Below are 16,057 nucleotides of genomic sequence, written 5' to 3'. Positions count from 1 at the left end.
TATGTGATAAGAAAAGGCTATTTCATTGACAAAGAGAAAAAACGGATTTATAACGATGAATTAATAGTTTCAAGTAAAATTTACGCTGATTATCCTTCGTTACAGGAACTTGAACAAATGATTTTTAATGGTGAGGTAGAAGAAATATTTATCTGTAACTATCAAACAGGACAAAAATGCGAATTAGAGCGTCTATCGATAAATGATTTTAAGGCTGATTGGAATGTAAAGTACGAAAATAATATAAGCCTTGATGATGAAGCGTATTTAGATGATTTCCCAAATGGATATTGCTTTTTTGTTGAGCTTTGGGAAAGCGAGAAAGGGATTCCTGTTTTGGTGTTATTCTATTGTCATTAAATATTCCATTAGTTTGGTAGTAGTTCAAAAGGAAAAGGACTTCATATAACAATGCATTCACGCATCGGGCTATCTGCACCCGGTCCGGCCGGAGTTCGATGTATCTCAAAGAGGGATTTCAGTAGACGAAGAAGCTGTAGCAGCCGGACACATCACACCACCTAACCACATCGTGGCCGCCACTTCTTGGCTTAAGGTGGTGTGACGTCGTGAATACAATAATGTTAGATGACATTCTTGCAACTGAGGATCAATAACAAGTGCAGTTAAATGCCGACTATAACTAGACGGTGCAGTTTTTGAATAGTTACTGAGTCATTAAAAAGCAGGAAGCAGTAGCAGATGAGATTTTGGTAAAGCTATTAAATCGTAGTGAGATAGGGAGAAAACATTGAAGAAGCTATTCATTTCATTATTAGGGAGCACAATAGTTTTTATCGTAATAGTTTGGGCATCTGAAACAAAATCTACAGGAGAAGTCGTTAGAATAAAAGAAATCAATCATGGATCAATTTTAGTTGAAAACTCAAGTGGAATAGAAAAAGACGTAGAAATACCAAAAATAATAACAAAACTAATTATCAAAAATGAAGAGTATTATATTTCATATAACAAGACAAGGTGGAGTGGATGGAAACTAAAAGAGATAGAACCAATAAAGATATAAAAGAGCTGTTAACAAAGATTATAAAGTCATCGAGATATCTATAGTAATTCGGGGAAGGTATTTCCTTCATATAACAAAATATTCATGCATCGAGTATAGGTCCTCGGTCCGGCTGAAAGATTTCGGGAAAACTGAAGCAGCCAGCCGGACACACTTGGCATTCGCTAAGCGTCGTGAATACAGGAACGTTAAAGGAAATCATTTTAATCAAAACCAAAAGAGGTGCTCATATGGATCATACAATAATTCAAAATGCAAAAGAGTTATCGGTAAGAATTATTCGCCAGGCTGGGCTAATTGCTAAAGAGAAATTTGATAACTTTGATGTATTGAGATCTAAAGATAACTATGGAGATGTAATTACGGAAGTAGATCTTTTGGCCGAAGAGATCATTGTAGAGCAAATTAGAATGGCATTTCCGAGTCATCAGATTCACAGTGAGGAAGCAGGGATGATCGGTAATGAGAACGATTGGCTATGGTTAATTGATCCTTTAGATGGCACTAATAATTTTGCAATTGGGTTGCCCGTCTTTACGACATCTATTACATTGCTGTACAGAAGAGAACCCGTGTTAGGTGTAATATATGAGCCATTGACAGATCGACTATTTGTATCTGTTTTAGGAGAAGGAACAACCTGCAACAATCGCCCCGTACATATTAAAAGTAACTCCAATTTATTTAAAGGAAATATTGGTTGGATTCAGGGACACAAAGTCCAGAACGACAGTAAGGCAGTGCAACTAAGGCAATATATAGATGTTAGATTTAAGAGAATGATGAGATTATGGGCGCCAACTCTCCAGTGGTGCATGCTTGCCAAGGGAGATATAGATGGAATTGTACTGTACAATTCTGAAGGTGATGACTTGTATTCAGGTATATTGATGGTTAAGGAAGCAGGAGGTATTGTAATAGATTTCGAAGGAAATCCGTTTAGAGGGATGAATGAAGAGCCATATCTAATAGCATGTCATCCTGATCACAAACAAGAATTACTGAAAATTGTAAGGGAAGGTTTGAAATAATTCGAAGAAGATACCTACATCTTTATAACATCCTGTTCACGCTATGTGCCATACGATTCTTGGTCTGCAAAGGCATTTTGAAGAAGTAGAATCAGCAGAAAACCCTACACTAGTTAAGTCCATCGGACCCGGCACATATGCGTCTTAAGCCAGTGAGGGTTCGTGAATACAAGAACGTTATAGGAAATCAGCATACGGGTAGTTTAGTACAATAATAACAAAATCGAAGTGGTCGTAGCCGGGTCGGATTTCCGCATCGATTCACAGAAAGAAATTGACTAATTTGTCTCCGACTTTCGGAAAAATTCCGTTACGAACTCCATGAATGTTTTAGCTGCTTCAGATAAATATCTTGATTCAAGCCAAATGAACTTATAGTTACGTTTCGTACTGTGATCGTGAATCTTTAATAAGGAGAGTGGAGAGTCAGCGCTTCGTCCGCACTCACCAACAAGGGCGACACCAACCCCGGCCCGAACAAGACTCGCAATAGCAGAAGGTTCATTTACCCTGCATATATATTTAGGATGAAATCCAGCTTCTTCAAAAAAGATATCGTTCAGTGGTTGATAAAATTGCCCCTCATTGTAACCAATGAAAGCTTCAGCTGCAGCTTCTGCCAAAGAGATGCTCTGTCGGTCTGAGAATCGATGGTTAGGAGGGACAGTAAGGTATATTTGTTCCTCCAAGACATGGGAGGAACACACTCCTGCATGTTGTGTAGGTAACGCTGTAAGACATATATCCACATCTCCACTCAGCAGCAGAGGCTCCAGTTCCATCATAGAAACTTGGGTTATACGAAAATCGGTTTTCGGGTATTGGGATAGAAAGTCGGCAAGTGGACTAGACAGGTGCTCGACGCTCGTGACCGCTAGGTGAATACTGCCTGAATACAACCCTGAAAGCTCTTCAATTTCTTTCCTGCCATCTTCCAATGCGTCTAGTGCAATTTCTACCTTTCGAAGAAACGCTTTCCCAAAGTTGTTTAATCTTATATTTCTCCCCTGTCGGTCAAAGAGAGGGATGCCCAGATCCTCCTCTAGTCGAGCTATTATTTTGCTTAATGCAGGTTGAGTCATTTGCAGTTCTTCGGCTGCTTTGGTCATATGTTGAATTCTAGCTATTGTACGAAAATAGTACAAATGCAAAGTATCCATGATTCCCTCCATTTATATACGAATTAGCATGATACTCATGAAAATTATGCATTAGATATCCTTGATCATATGTTATAGTATCAGATTTAACAATGAATAAAGCAATATAGGGAGGGATTTCTGTGGTACATGAAGAAGAGGGATCATTGAAGCAAGATCGTGAGCTTATCATACATGTAGTTAATGAAATGGAGGCGGCGTTTAATCGGCACGATGCAGATGCGTTAGACAGCCATTTCACACAAAATGCCACATGGGTGAATGTAATCGGTGAAAAGCTGTCAGGTTGGAATGAAATAAATAAAGTGCACAAAATCATCTTGACAGGCCCTTTAAGTAATTCATATAGCAAATATACTGTTGACAACATTTCGTTCATTAATTCCAATGTAGCTGTTGTTCATGTCCATCAATATTCAACAACTTCCGATGGTAAACGAATCGATGGAGGGCAAGAAAGCATTGCTATCTATGTAATGGTTAAGGAAACGGAAGTTTGGAAGCTAGCAGCAGGACAAAACACCCTTCTAAAATCCGTCTAACTAGATTCACGGTAGGAGCTCAGACAACACCCGACCCAGCCTAAGATAGAGCTATCTTAGGCTGGGTCTCGTCGTGAACACGGAAACGTTATACGCAATATCTGGATCTTGTTTTGAAAGCAGTACATAGGAGTGGGATGAGATTTGAAGAAAAGTCTGGATTAATAGAGAACGCATTCAATGCAGACGAAGAGATTAAGTATTACCCATATTAATATGCCCAGATGATGCGATCTATCATGTTCTATAAGAACGCTATCAGAAAGCAGTGAGAAAGGGAATAAAGTAGAACATGAACAAGAAATATGAAATTAAGTTGCCAAAACTAGTGTATGTCCAAGTGATGATTTCTATTTTAATTATCTCTCCATTATTACTAGCACTTCGAAAAGATGATTTGTTTTCTGTTATTTTTTCCACTTTATTATTGTTAAGTATCTTAGTACAAGTAGTAATACTTATGAGGAGGATTTTAAGAAAAAATAATAAGCTAGAAATAAAAGAAAATACAATTAAGATTAATCAAAGAGAAATACCAATACAAAAAATCGAAAAGATAATAATAGAAGGTTATTTTGTACAGAGTATCGGTATCAAGCTATATGGAAGTAAATTAGTTTCGATAGATTTACATTTCAGATTTAAGAATAACGAAGAGATTCATATAGAAGAATTAAAACAATGGGCAAAAATGAACAGGTTAAAAGTAACTAGTGGGAAAATATTTAGATGGATATAAGGAGTAATCTTATATGATACTTGAAGTAGCTGTGCTACATATTAAGCCTGAATTGATTAATAGTTTTGAACCAGCTTTCCTTAGAGCTTCACAAATAATTTCAAAAATGAAAGGCTATATAAACCATGAATTGCAGAAATGTATGGAAGAAGATAATAAATATATTTTATTAGTAAGATGGGAAACTCTCGAAGACCATAGAAAGGGTTTTAGAGAATCCGAGGAATATAACGAATGGAAAGAGATACTACACCACTTTTATGAACCATTTCCGATCGTAGAGCATTATACGAATATTCAGTTAGATGTGGATTAATTTTGTAAAGATAAGCCTGGTTGCCCCAGCGCTTTGCAGCTTAAGCGTCGTGGGTACGTAGATACAAGCACGTTAGATTAAACTAATCTTAAAGATTGTATATCTAAGATAAATTTTCCAACTCTTGAAACTGAAAGACTTATACTTCGAGAATTACGATCTGAGGATGCAGTCGATGTATTTCATTATTTTTCAAAAGATGAAGTGACACAGTTTTATGATTTGGAAAGCTTCACAGAAGTAAAACAAGCTGAAAATCTAATTTCAAATTGGAATAATAGGTATAATAATCAACAAGGTATTCGATGGGGAATAGAACTGAAAACGGAGAAGCGAGTTATAGGAACTTGTGGTTATCATAACTGATCTAACATTCATTATAGAGCGGAGCTTGGATATGAGTTGTCACCTGAGTATTGGCGCCAAGGAATCATGAGCGAAGCTTTAAGCAAAGTTATAAGTTATGGTTTCGAAGAGCTTGAATTAAATCGAATTGGAGCGCTAGTATATCCACATAACATTGGTTCAAGAAATCTCTTGATAAGTTCAGGCTTTAGTGAAGAAGGAATACTTAAAGACTATTATATAAAAAAAGATCGGTTTATTGATGCTGTGATTTTTTCAATTATAAACAAGAACAAAAGACAATGAATTTTAGAAGAGTCCCATTCAGTGTAGATCACGCTTTGGGTTATTCGGGTCTCGGTCACCTGAAGGATTTTGCGGAAGTGAGCTCAGGAGATGCATCTGAAAGACATAAAATAAAGACTTCTTAGGAGAGTTACTATGATATATCTTTTCATATCGTTAGTTTTAACTTTTTCGTACAAGCTCGTAGAAGTGGCTATTGGACTGACTCCTTACAGGAGTATTAGTAAATACACAATATTACTATGGGCTCTAATAATTGGATTGCTCATCCCTCTATTTAATAATAACTATATTTATAATATGCCGCTTCATTATGAAAATGCGATATCGATTTTTAGTCTACTGATTGTCATTAATGTGATCGCAGCACGATTTTCTGGCTATAACCCAATTGGGAAGTACAACATTATTAATTTTGCTATAACATATCCGGTGGTAGAAGAGATAATCTTTAGAGGGTTGATATTACCGAACATTGAACCTCTCTTTGGTAGTAATACATTATTGGAAGTATTGTATATGCCAGTAACGATTCCCGTAATCATTACTGCTATACTTTTCGCGATCTGTCATTTACAGTACTACAAGTTATCAGCACAAAGTATGCGATTCATGATATTAGCATTTTTAGGTGGGATACTGTTGGGAGCTATAACAGTGATGACAAAATCAATTTTGTTATCGCTAATATTACATATTGTATTTAATTCATTTTCAATTCTCTTTTCAAAGAAAATAATAAAGATTTAGAATGCGGAAGTTCAGTTAACGAACAATACTTAAAGCAGAGGAGGTTAGCAGGTTGAATAAGCAAAGTGTTTATAAAACAAACACTTTTCATTGGGATGCAGGGGCTATCTCCTCTCGGCTGTTGAGATGTATAATCATGTACTAGTGTCTGACAACAAACGCCCCAGCCTATGATAAGCGCTATCTAAGGCTGAGGCGTTTCGTGAATAAATAACGATAACTGATATATATATGATGAAAAGGGAGTGGTTTAATGAAAAAAATAATCGTTGTTATTATCAGTGCCCTGTTATTTTTAAGCGGAATAATATCAATTACAGGCAACAAAGCATATGCATGCAGTTGTGCCGGTGGAAGTACAAAAGAAAGACTAGAACGATCTTCAGTCGTTTTTGAAGGTGAAGTAATAAAAAAGGGCGGCACAAAGCAATCGCAATTCCATGGACTAAGAGAGTATACATTTAAAGTAAATACAGTATGGAAAGGTAATCAATCCAATAAAGTAACGATTTACGCTTTTGATGGCAACGAAGCTTCTTGTGGAATAGGGTTTAAAAAAGGTGAATCGTATCTCGTTTTTTCATATCATGACGAAGAATTATTACAAACGAATTACTGTAGTGGAAACCTACCTATTTCCGAAGCTGAAAACATAATAAAAGAATTAGGTTCTGGAACGACAATAATCCATTCTGATCTGGAATCAAGCTCAAAAGATTGGATGATTTATTTTCCAGTAGTCATTGCTGCAGTAATAATTATTTCCGTAACGATAATACGATTTTGGAAATATAAGAAGAAAAAATTCTTGTAAGCCAGTCAAGACGGAGTGAATAACTATTAACGGCATATTTACGCTTTGGGGCCTTCATACCTGTGGCAAATGCAATTGTTAACTATGCTACGAAGTAATTCAACTTCGACATTATTTAAAACAATACTTGTTTATTTTGATTTACCAATGGATTTAGTGAAAGGAAAACTAATGGAAAACGTTTACTCAAGATTGTTTCAGTTAGAGAATTACCTAGACGAAGAAACAGTAGATGTATTTATGGTCAAAGACGGAAAAACACTTTATGATCGTCCTTGTAGCATACCTATATCAGTAGCTACAAGAATGATATGTATTGGACAAGGATATGGACTTAAGTACTCTTCATTAATTGATGTGTATGGAGACTTAAAATTAAACTTCCAACAACTAGATGGATTTAAAGAGGAACTAATGTTCATTCTGGAATTAGTAAATGATGAAGTATTAAAACATTACATAAGTTCCTTGATTGAACTGATTATAGTTTGTCTATATGATCCTAATAAACAAACAGGCATAGAGGTTCTAGGGGCTTAGTCCAAGTAGAACGAACATCAATAACTAGCATGCTGCCCGCTCTAATGGTAACTAAATCTACGGATAAGAATTTGAAGGTACTTACAGGAGGGTAGTACAATATGGAAAGAAGGATGAGGAAATGGTTTTTTCATTTAGTGTGCTTGTCGTTCAATTGTTTTGGCTGGCTATTATGGGGGTTTCCATTTATTTTTTGATATTACTTATTAGGCTTGCTCGAAGAGGAATCGTAGCACTAGATATTTATATAAGAAACAACAAGTAATATTGTCGAGACCTTAGATAGTGAGAGTCATGATCAACGAAGATTTTAAGTGAAATCAGTCAACGATTTTATCAAATTAACTCTATTACAGAGGTGATAAAGTGATCATTATGATTAATGGAGCTTTTGGTTCTGGAAAGACTTCGGCAGCAAATATGCTCCAGCCATTGATAGAAAACAGTATGATATACGATCCTGAAGAAATAGGATATATGCTTCGCAACCTCATTCCGGAAGATGTTAGGAAAGAGGATGAACGAACGGATGATTTTCAAGATATCGAACTATGGAGAATACTAACGGTAAAGACCGCTAAAGAAGTAAAGCAGAAGTACAATAAACACTTAATCGTACCTATGACCATCTATAAGGAACAATATTTTGAGTACATTTACAACGGATAATCTTGAAACTAGTGAAATAATAGATATAATATTGAAAAAAATAAACAAGGACACTATGCGAGAAGGTTTTAGAAGTTAAGCTGTAATAGACAATTTACTTGGGTATAAGAACACTTCGTCATCATACGTCGATTAGACGTTACGAACTAAAGGTTGTTTACAATAGGGTTATACAGGGAGGAAATCATGAATAAAAAGATAATGGTAGTTCTAATGTGCCTCTCTACAATTATTTTATTAACATCATGCTCGAATGATTTTAATAATGTGCCTAAAGATAAAGTTACGATTAGTAATGAAAAACAAGACATTAAAAACAATACGTACTTTGGAAGCTGGAAGATCAGTAAAGTAGCAGGATATTCGCCGATTTATGTTGATACAGATGAGAGCGCTAATATTGGTAAAAAAGCATCCTATTCAGCACAATTAGCGCGATTGGATGACACTGAAATAAAGAATCCAATATATACAGAAAAGAAATATTCAAAATCGAAGTTCTTTGAAGAGTATAGAACTCATTTGAGCGATATAGGTATTGATGATGAGGAGATACGGATAATTGAAATAGAAGACTGGTCAGGTCCAGGCGGCGGATTAATTATAAAAAATGAGCAAGCTTTGATATTATTATGGAATGGAATATATTACGAGCTAAATAAGGAGTGATGTTAGAATACTCAAGATAAGTAGGTGAATACGGATGAAAAATCAACAATCAGTAATTCTTGTAGATTACAATGAAGAATGGCCAAAAGCATTCGGTATAATAGAATCTATTTTATCAAAGAAACTTAATGATCTAGCTTTACGAATTGAGCACGTTGGAAGTACATCGGTGCGAGGGCTTGCAGCCAAGCCAATCATTGATGTAGATGTAGTAATTGAATCTATGGAATATTTGCCAAAGGTCATCAAGAAGCTAGAAGAACTGGGATATGTTCACGAAGGTGATCTAGGGATAAAGAACAGAGAAGCATTTGCAAGAAAGGACAGTTGTGTGCCTTACAGTAATGAAGGCATGGTGAAGCATGCACATCATCTATATGTATGTAATAGAGAAAGTGAAGAACTAAAAAGACATATCATGTTTCGAGACATACTAAGAAAATATCCTTTAGTGGTAGCTGAGTATACAAATTTGAAGCTCCAACTGTCCAATACATTCAGAAACAACCGTCAAGCTTATACGGAAGGAAAGACCGAATTTATTACGCGGACCATGAATGAGTACAAAGATAAATAGAGCCAGTGCGCATTACACACCTAATCTTCTCCAATTGATAGATACAACATGTTTAGGAAAGGACGCATTGAATGATTTTTAATAATCCAATAGGCGAATTTGATTTTGTTCTTCACTCAAAAGATAGAAAATCAAAAATCATATTTACTTTCGTAGAGCTCGAAGTGGAGCATTTGCCTTCAATTAATTATATCGTGAACATAGTGGATCATAGATTCTCTGGCGAGGTGGATGTTTGGATAGAGAAAGAAATACTGAATGATTTCGTTGAAGCTCTTACAGAAGCCAATAATAAGCGAACAACGAAATTAAACTTAAGATCAATGTCTCCAGAGGAGATGGATATCAATTTTATTAGTCAAAGAAATGGCCATTATGAGATTGCTTATTCAATCAAGAGAGCTGGATATTCGGATAATACATTTGTCGAAACGCTATTAAAGGGAGCCTTCGAAATGGATACTGAGTTCTTAAATCTGATAGAAGAGAAACTGAAAGAAATAAACAAAATGTTAAGATAATACTCCGTGGGGTGAGCAGTTCAAAAGTCCCTCTGTATAACAACATACTCATAAAAGGTGTGATAACCATCTCTTTAAGTGACGATGAATTCATGCAAATCCAAGCCATAACTTTATATTTACTTGATGGCAATAAAATTGTAGGAATTAATGAACCTGGGCAGCAAGCAGACGTGCCACTAGTCTTTTTCGGTAGAACTAGAAGCTCAATCTTCACATACCTTAGAACTGACTTACCTCAATCTCTAAAAGATGAAATTGATCAGCGGAACCGAACTGATTTTAATATAATAGCACTCTGTAATATATTGCGTACATATAAGCAGCTTAAGCGTATTTGGATGGGACCTGCATATATGATTCCTAAGCTGCCATCTTTTATAAACAAGGATATTTGTATTATCACGGAATCAAATCGACACTATTTAAACAGATATTTCAATGACGTTAATAAGCAATATGAACATAAAAGTCCAATCATTGCATTCATCGATAATGGACATGCAGTGTCGGTTTGTTGCAGTGCCCGAAAATCCAACCAAGCGATAGAAGCCAGTTTATTTACAGTTGAGCATCATAGGGGAAAAGGCATTGCACCTAATTTGGTAGCAATATGGAGTATGCAAGTAAGAAATCTTGGTTACATACCACTTTACAGTACTTCATGGGATAATCTACATTCACAAAGAGTTGCTCAAAAACTAGGCTTAATTCAATACGGAATAGATGTGAATATAACTGCTGAATAAGAAATTAGCTTCAATTCGTTAATTTCCAATAAATCATTTTATCCGTAGAACTCGTTCGTTGCATTCCTAATTTCTTAAGAACTTTAATGGATGGATGATTGTCTACAGCACATTCAGCTACCACATGGCTAACTTTATTAGTTAAAAATGCCCAATTTACTAAGGCTTTAACGCTCTCCGTTGCATAGCCTTTATTTCGTGCTCCCGGCATGAAGCCATAACCTACTTCTACAGTCTCTTTAACGGGTTTTCCTTTAAACCCAATATCACCAATTACTTCATTGGAATCTTTACTTATAGCTAACCATACACCCCAACCTAACAAATCAGGATCAATTATTAATTGTTCCATGTATAATTGAATATGCTTTTTATTATTCATATATTGTGCGAAGGTAGGAGCATGACGATTGACTACATCAATGGGGACTAATTCAAGTCGATCTGTATGCATTTTCAATGAAATCACTCCAGTTTAGGTTTGATGAATAAATAATAACAGTTATAGAGAGATGGTACTCTACGATGGCAATCTGTATCAAGTTCAAATTACTTGAAGTGATCGATAACAAAGCAATCTATGTATATGGAGATTGTTCAGAGAATTTTGAAGGCATATTTGAGCTAGAGCTAGAAAAATTAATAACGGGTGAGATTCCTAGTGATACATGTATGACGCAAGTAGTGAAAGTCATTAAACCATGCCTAAGTGATGGGCAGTATCAGCATAAAGCTAATAGGGCCTTTAGTAAGATCTATAAACACTATAAGGAGACAAGAACGTATTTACTAGAAGGCGGCTACTACTCGTAGATCTAATCAATAAAGGAGTATTAAATGAATTCAAATGAGCTTAAAGAATGGGCTAACAATAATGACATTAAGAAGCAAGTTGTTGATTGTTTCTGGAAGTGTCTCGAAAACTATATGAACGAAGATCCAAGTGAATTTGAGGAATATTTTAAAGAGTACAACTCGGAATTAATTGAATTAGTATATTATAAACTTTCAATGAGTATTAGAAATTGGGATACATTTGAAACGGATTATAATGAAAATTGTGAGTTTATTGAGGTGATAATAAAGATTCAATATAACAATAAATATATCGGATACTATAAACTTCTATACAACTTTGGTGGGGAAATTTTTGATGATTATTTAGTTTGGGAATGATCGAATGATTGTATTTTAATTTTAAAAAAAGAGGCTTGCATTATGAATACGAATGAATTACTTGAATGGTCAAAGACTCATCAGGTCGTGGAGAGAACAAAAGAAGGCTTTACCGTGTATTTAGAAAATTGGTTCAAAGGAAATAGGAGAGATTATTTAAATACCTTTAAAGAGAAATCAAATCTAAAAGTAATACGAACAAAGCTTGATTCAATTCAACTGACTCATATAAATGGATATGCAGATTTTGTATACTGTAATTTGGATATATTATATTTGGGAGAGAGTATTGGAACTTATAGGTGCGTCTTCGCGCTCGATGGTACAGATGCAGACGATACGATACATTTTGATAGATTCACAGAAACTACAATAAGAGAAGGAACAGTAAAAGTTGAAATAGTAAAAAAAGCACTACAACAAGGATACTCAATAGAGGAAATTGCAAAGCTTGTAGAACTCGATGTTGAATGGATCAGACCATTATTTGAATGTTAAAACTATGAGATCGATAACTTTAGATAGTGTTGTATTCATGCATCGGGAAATTGAAAATACAAAAGAGAGACGGAGAAATTGCTAGTGCCATGAAAGATCAGATGAAGCAATGGATAATGAAATAAGTAGATAAATAAGGAGAAAACAATGAAACCAATAAGAAATTCAGCCAAAGCAATAATTATAGAAGAGAACCGGTTGCTTCTAACCAAGAACAGTGATGAGCAGGGCTGCTTTTATTTATTCCCCGGTGGTGGTCAAGAAAAAGGGGAAGAGCTTAAAGCTGCGGTAGTCAGAGAATGTTTAGAAGAAATAGGCTGTCAAGTAGAAGTAGGAGATATTGTTTACATAAGAGAGTACATAGGTAACAATCATGAGTTCGCAGAATGGGACTATGACGTTCATCAGGTTGAGTTTTATTTTGAATGTAGATTAGCGGGAGCGCAGACTCCCAATAACGGAATTAATCCTGATGACAATCAAGTAGGAGTAGAATGGATTGAGATTGACAGACTACATGAAAAAAGAATTTATCCAAGGCAACTTGTAGAGCAGCTTGTAAATAAACAATCTAAACCTTGTTATCTTGGAGATTCTAATTAGAGAAAGTGTGAGAAAATGTAACTAGTAGAATTCTTTTCGTGAGGTGTATTTTATGAGGAGAAGGTTATTATTCTACGGATTAAGTATTATTTTTATTATACTGATATCGATATTCATAACAGAACAATTAAAAATTCTAAATTATAAAAATACTGATTTGAATGTTAGTGTGTCATCTGGGAGTGATTTTTTATCTAAGGCGTATTTCGAAGAATTAGAAGCTCTATACAAACAAATTAAAATGAAAAATGATAGATGGTATGTTTTTGATGGTTCTAGTCAAATTGCAGCGACTGCAGTAATTACTAGAATGATTAGTGACTTAGAAAACGATCCAGATGCATTAATAAATCATGAAAGTTTCAATCAATACTTTATTGTATTTGATAAAAATATTAGAAAGCTAGATTCAATTACTGAGCAATTTCATTATTTTAGGAATGTATTAAATTCTTACGGTGGTGCACCTAAAAAACTAGATGAAATGATTGCTCTAGCTGCTGAAGGTAAGTGGAAGCTATTTAGTTCAAAATACCATATGTATAACTATAAAGGGATGGACGGAGCATTAAATGTTAAGTTCATTTCAAAAGATGGAAGATTCGAAGCTGTTTATAATACAGGAACCGGAACTTTAGTAAGCGATCCAGTTAATATGGGGACTTATAACTATGCCCCAGGTTCGATTAATCCAATTAAATATCTCATGCACAATAGATATGATAAAATTCCGTGGAAAAAGTGGGGGAATACAAAAGAAGTATCGTATCAGGACATTAATACTTTCCAATCAGGGCATGGATCTCTCAGAGCTAAAAGTAATTTTAAAAAGGTTGAAGAGGAAATACAATTAAAAAAGGATACAGAATTGTGATCTTATTGGATTGATGAATGGTATTCAAATTTGCCAGAAGAATCAACTTCCGCCACGAGAATGGGGTGTTTTAGCTCAATTCGAACAAGGGACAGTATACGCCGTATTATACTTCGGACACTAGGAAGAATTTCACAGCATTTATAATCTAAGATTACCATAATGATGAGTGGAGGAACATTCATGATAGAACTTAAAGAAATTAATCGAAGTAATTTTTTTGATGTCATAAAGTTAAGTGTAGCTGAGGAACAAAAAGAGTTTGTAGCGACAAATTTGTTTTCACTTGCTCAGGCTAAAGCATTTCCAGAGTGTGTTTGCTTGGCTATATATAATGACGATGTTTTAGTTGGTTTTACGATGTATTGTATTGATGAAGAAGACCATGAATATTGGATCTATCGGTTAATGATAGATACGAAGCATCAGTCCAAAGGATATGGAAAGGCAGCAATGGAGAAGGTCATTAAAAAGATTAAAGAAGATACACAACATCGAGTCATATACATAAGCTTTGAACCGGAGAATGATTGGGCCAAACAATTATATGAAAAATTAGGATTCGTAGAAGACGGCCGAGTTATAGAGGGGGAAGTCGTTTATAAACTGGAGTATGAATAGCTGAAACATTAATACAAGAAAGCCACTCAATTAAAACTAAAATTTATAATACTTGTATACGTGTTCTTAATGGTTTTTTGGTATTTCTATTTCAGCTTCAATGAAGAACATGCTCAATTTTTAATAAATGTAGCCATTGTACATCTTGGGCTAATTTCTCTTATTTTTATTCTGAGTATTTTAGGGTCTTGGTAGTTACTTTCTATTGTTGCTGCATGCTTGGCTTTCTTCTTTTCTGATCAGTATCATCTAACAATAGGTTCTATGCCGTTCAAATTTGACACAGCATGATTTTAAAAAGGTAGAGGACAAGGATGCTGGAGGTCTTAGCGCTATCCTATGAAGGTAAGGTGGTCTTGCATAATTAGTGGGTTCATCAAAGTAACAGAGCCAAAGGAGATTATCTCTTATGAAACTATCATCTGAGGAGCTATATTTGCCCCATGATATAAGACTTTCCCGCTATGATGCCGTAACTTCCTCTTTAACACTGCTTAGTGATGAACAGCTTAGAAATCGAGTGGAAGAAGCTGCGATTCTAAATACCGGAATTGGTGGTACAACGGCTTTATTGCAAATCAATGAAATTCCTGTTTTTGTGAAAAAGGTGCGGCTCACGGAGTTAGAAAGAAGCGCTGAAAATGTTATGTCTACTAGAAACATGTTTGATCTTCCTCCATATTGCCACTATGGTATAGGCTCACCAGGTAGTGGAGCGTGGCGTGAGGTCGCCGCCCATACGATGGCTACGAACTGGGTTCTGGAAAGACAGTGTGAGAACTTTCCCTTACTGTATCACTGGCGGGTGTTAAAAAGTCCAGAATGGCGCGAACCAATCTCTGATGAACTGAGCGATGTTCCCCAACTGGTTGAGTTTTGGGGTTCTACAAAAATAGGGGAGCGAATTGAGTCACTTAAAGAAGCTGAATACGATGTGGTACTGTTCTGTGAGTACATTCCTTACAATCTCCATAACTGGCTTAACGAACAGTTCGCTATTGGTGAACGTGCAGCTTCTACAGCGTTGGCATTGGTGGATTCAGAATTGAGGTCGGCTGTCTCCTTTATGAATAAGAACGGATTATTACATTTTGACGCTCACTTTAAAAATATTTTAACCGATGGACACCGCCTTTATATTTCAGACTTTGGTCTTGCTACTTCTTCCCACTTTGAACTAACAGTTGCCGAATTAACGTTTATTGAATTAAACAAGAATCATGATGGATATTATGTGGTGACATGGTTAGTGAACTGGCTTGCAGCAGCACTGGCAGGGAAGTTTGATCGTGCTGAACGAATCGAATTCATACGTCGCTGTGCTGAGGGTAAAGAAGCTCTTGAATTGATGGATTCAGCAGCAGAAATTATTTTGCGGTACGCTCCAATAGCTGTCTTGATCAATGATTTCTACACAAATCTTATGTCGAATAATAGAAATGCCACGTTTCCATTGGAGAAGATTGAACAGGTCTGTATGGAAGCTGGGCTGCAGGGAGTACTGGGAGAAAGATGAACAACAAGGGGGCA

General features: G+C 35.6%; 23 protein-coding genes and 1 pseudogene. 22 read left to right on the top strand and 2 right to left on the bottom strand.

Annotation, left to right across the window (positions count from 1 at the left end; all coding sequences use genetic code 11):
• Positions 1–3 precede the first annotated feature (3 nt).
• The 3 genes from FPZ44_RS12575 (at position 4) to FPZ44_RS12565 (ending at position 2,058) form a co-directional block, all read left to right on the top strand.
• Positions 4–360: a hypothetical protein gene (locus FPZ44_RS12575; RefSeq protein ID WP_144990662.1), complete on the top strand. Its 357-nt coding sequence runs from the start codon at positions 4–6 to the stop codon at positions 358–360.
• A 391-nt stretch (positions 361–751) separates the two neighbouring features.
• Entirely contained in the window at positions 752–1,027 is a 276-nt protein-coding gene (locus tag FPZ44_RS12570; RefSeq protein ID WP_144990660.1) for a hypothetical protein, read from the top strand.
• A 230-nt stretch (positions 1,028–1,257) separates the two neighbouring features.
• On the top strand, positions 1,258–2,058 hold the full coding sequence (locus FPZ44_RS12565; RefSeq protein ID WP_144990659.1) for an inositol monophosphatase family protein: 801 nt from the start codon (positions 1,258–1,260) through the stop codon (positions 2,056–2,058).
• A gap of 278 nt (positions 2,059–2,336) precedes the next feature.
• On the opposite strand, the gene FPZ44_RS12560 is transcribed toward FPZ44_RS12565, so the two are convergent.
• Positions 2,337–3,218 carry a LysR family transcriptional regulator gene (locus tag FPZ44_RS12560; protein ID WP_144990657.1) on the bottom strand — a complete coding sequence of 294 codons (882 nt, stop codon included), beginning with the start codon at positions 3,216–3,218 and terminating at the stop codon, positions 2,337–2,339.
• 122 nt (positions 3,219–3,340) lie between these two features.
• On the opposite strand from FPZ44_RS12560, the gene FPZ44_RS12555 reads away from it, so the two are divergent.
• The 12 genes and pseudogenes from FPZ44_RS12555 (at position 3,341) to FPZ44_RS12500 (ending at position 10,755) form a co-directional block, all read left to right on the top strand.
• Positions 3,341–3,760, top strand: a complete 420-nt coding sequence (locus FPZ44_RS12555; protein ID WP_261378306.1) for an SgcJ/EcaC family oxidoreductase — start codon at positions 3,341–3,343, stop codon at positions 3,758–3,760.
• A 292-nt stretch (positions 3,761–4,052) separates the two neighbouring features.
• Positions 4,053–4,499, top strand: coding sequence for a hypothetical protein (locus tag FPZ44_RS12550; protein WP_144990655.1), 447 nt, complete (start codon positions 4,053–4,055; stop codon positions 4,497–4,499).
• A 13-nt stretch (positions 4,500–4,512) separates the two neighbouring features.
• Positions 4,513–4,815: an antibiotic biosynthesis monooxygenase family protein gene (locus tag FPZ44_RS12545; protein WP_144990653.1), complete on the top strand. Its 303-nt coding sequence runs from the start codon at positions 4,513–4,515 to the stop codon at positions 4,813–4,815.
• A 99-nt stretch (positions 4,816–4,914) separates the two neighbouring features.
• Positions 4,915–5,466, top strand: a pseudogene (locus tag FPZ44_RS12540) (GNAT family N-acetyltransferase).
• Between the two features lie 135 nt (positions 5,467–5,601).
• Positions 5,602–6,216 carry a CPBP family intramembrane glutamic endopeptidase gene (locus FPZ44_RS12535; RefSeq protein WP_144990651.1) on the top strand — a complete coding sequence of 205 codons (615 nt, stop codon included), beginning with the start codon at positions 5,602–5,604 and terminating at the stop codon, positions 6,214–6,216.
• Positions 6,217–6,469: 253 nt separating this feature from the next.
• Positions 6,470–7,030: a hypothetical protein gene (locus tag FPZ44_RS12530; RefSeq protein WP_144990649.1), complete on the top strand. Its 561-nt coding sequence runs from the start codon at positions 6,470–6,472 to the stop codon at positions 7,028–7,030.
• A 171-nt stretch (positions 7,031–7,201) separates the two neighbouring features.
• Positions 7,202–7,570 carry a hypothetical protein gene (locus FPZ44_RS12525; RefSeq protein ID WP_144990647.1) on the top strand — a complete coding sequence of 123 codons (369 nt, stop codon included), beginning with the start codon at positions 7,202–7,204 and terminating at the stop codon, positions 7,568–7,570.
• 366 nt (positions 7,571–7,936) lie between these two features.
• Positions 7,937–8,239: a hypothetical protein gene (locus FPZ44_RS12520; protein ID WP_186786035.1), complete on the top strand. Its 303-nt coding sequence runs from the start codon at positions 7,937–7,939 to the stop codon at positions 8,237–8,239.
• 186 nt (positions 8,240–8,425) lie between these two features.
• A complete protein-coding gene (locus FPZ44_RS12515) occupies positions 8,426–8,908 on the top strand; it encodes a hypothetical protein (protein ID WP_144990645.1) in 483 nt (160 codons plus the stop codon).
• A 34-nt stretch (positions 8,909–8,942) separates the two neighbouring features.
• Positions 8,943–9,485: a GrpB family protein gene (locus tag FPZ44_RS12510; protein ID WP_144990643.1), complete on the top strand. Its 543-nt coding sequence runs from the start codon at positions 8,943–8,945 to the stop codon at positions 9,483–9,485.
• A gap of 71 nt (positions 9,486–9,556) precedes the next feature.
• Positions 9,557–10,006 (top strand): hypothetical protein, encoded by a 450-nt coding sequence (locus FPZ44_RS12505; RefSeq protein ID WP_144990641.1) that lies wholly within the window; start codon positions 9,557–9,559, stop codon positions 10,004–10,006.
• 92 nt (positions 10,007–10,098) lie between these two features.
• Positions 10,099–10,755: a GNAT family N-acetyltransferase gene (locus tag FPZ44_RS12500; protein WP_144990639.1), complete on the top strand. Its 657-nt coding sequence runs from the start codon at positions 10,099–10,101 to the stop codon at positions 10,753–10,755.
• A 10-nt stretch (positions 10,756–10,765) separates the two neighbouring features.
• Here FPZ44_RS12500 and FPZ44_RS12495 read toward each other — a convergent pair whose 3' ends face one another.
• Positions 10,766–11,209 (bottom strand): GNAT family N-acetyltransferase, encoded by a 444-nt coding sequence (locus tag FPZ44_RS12495; RefSeq protein ID WP_144991822.1) that lies wholly within the window; start codon positions 11,207–11,209, stop codon positions 10,766–10,768.
• A gap of 71 nt (positions 11,210–11,280) precedes the next feature.
• On the opposite strand from FPZ44_RS12495, the gene FPZ44_RS12490 reads away from it, so the two are divergent.
• The 7 genes from FPZ44_RS12490 to FPZ44_RS12460 all read left to right on the top strand — a co-directional run bounded on the left by FPZ44_RS12490 (position 11,281) and on the right by FPZ44_RS12460 (position 16,043).
• Positions 11,281–11,568 carry a hypothetical protein gene (locus tag FPZ44_RS12490; RefSeq protein ID WP_144990637.1) on the top strand — a complete coding sequence of 96 codons (288 nt, stop codon included), beginning with the start codon at positions 11,281–11,283 and terminating at the stop codon, positions 11,566–11,568.
• Positions 11,569–11,592: 24 nt separating this feature from the next.
• On the top strand, positions 11,593–11,931 hold the full coding sequence (locus tag FPZ44_RS12485) for a hypothetical protein (protein ID WP_144990635.1): 339 nt from the start codon (positions 11,593–11,595) through the stop codon (positions 11,929–11,931).
• 42 nt (positions 11,932–11,973) lie between these two features.
• A complete protein-coding gene (locus tag FPZ44_RS12480; RefSeq protein ID WP_144990633.1) occupies positions 11,974–12,429 on the top strand; it encodes a hypothetical protein in 456 nt (151 codons plus the stop codon).
• A 147-nt stretch (positions 12,430–12,576) separates the two neighbouring features.
• The gene (locus tag FPZ44_RS12475; RefSeq protein ID WP_144990631.1) at positions 12,577–13,032 is read left to right on the top strand and encodes an NUDIX domain-containing protein; all 456 of its coding nucleotides are present in this window, start codon (positions 12,577–12,579) and stop codon (positions 13,030–13,032) included.
• A gap of 52 nt (positions 13,033–13,084) precedes the next feature.
• Positions 13,085–13,906, top strand: coding sequence for a hypothetical protein (locus FPZ44_RS12470; protein WP_261378305.1), 822 nt, complete (start codon positions 13,085–13,087; stop codon positions 13,904–13,906).
• A 183-nt stretch (positions 13,907–14,089) separates the two neighbouring features.
• Complete coding sequence (locus FPZ44_RS12465) at positions 14,090–14,527, top strand: GNAT family N-acetyltransferase (protein WP_144990629.1); 438 nt, start codon at positions 14,090–14,092, stop codon at positions 14,525–14,527.
• 409 nt (positions 14,528–14,936) lie between these two features.
• Complete coding sequence (locus tag FPZ44_RS12460; protein ID WP_144990627.1) at positions 14,937–16,043, top strand: protein kinase family protein; 1,107 nt, start codon at positions 14,937–14,939, stop codon at positions 16,041–16,043.
• Positions 16,044–16,057: the final 14 nt, after the last annotated feature.

This window comes from Paenibacillus agilis (assembly GCF_007786455.1).
GTDB classification, from domain to species: Bacteria; Bacillota; Bacilli; order Paenibacillales; family Paenibacillaceae; genus Paenibacillus_B; species Paenibacillus_B agilis.
This window is presented reverse-complemented; position numbering and strand designations above follow the sequence as displayed.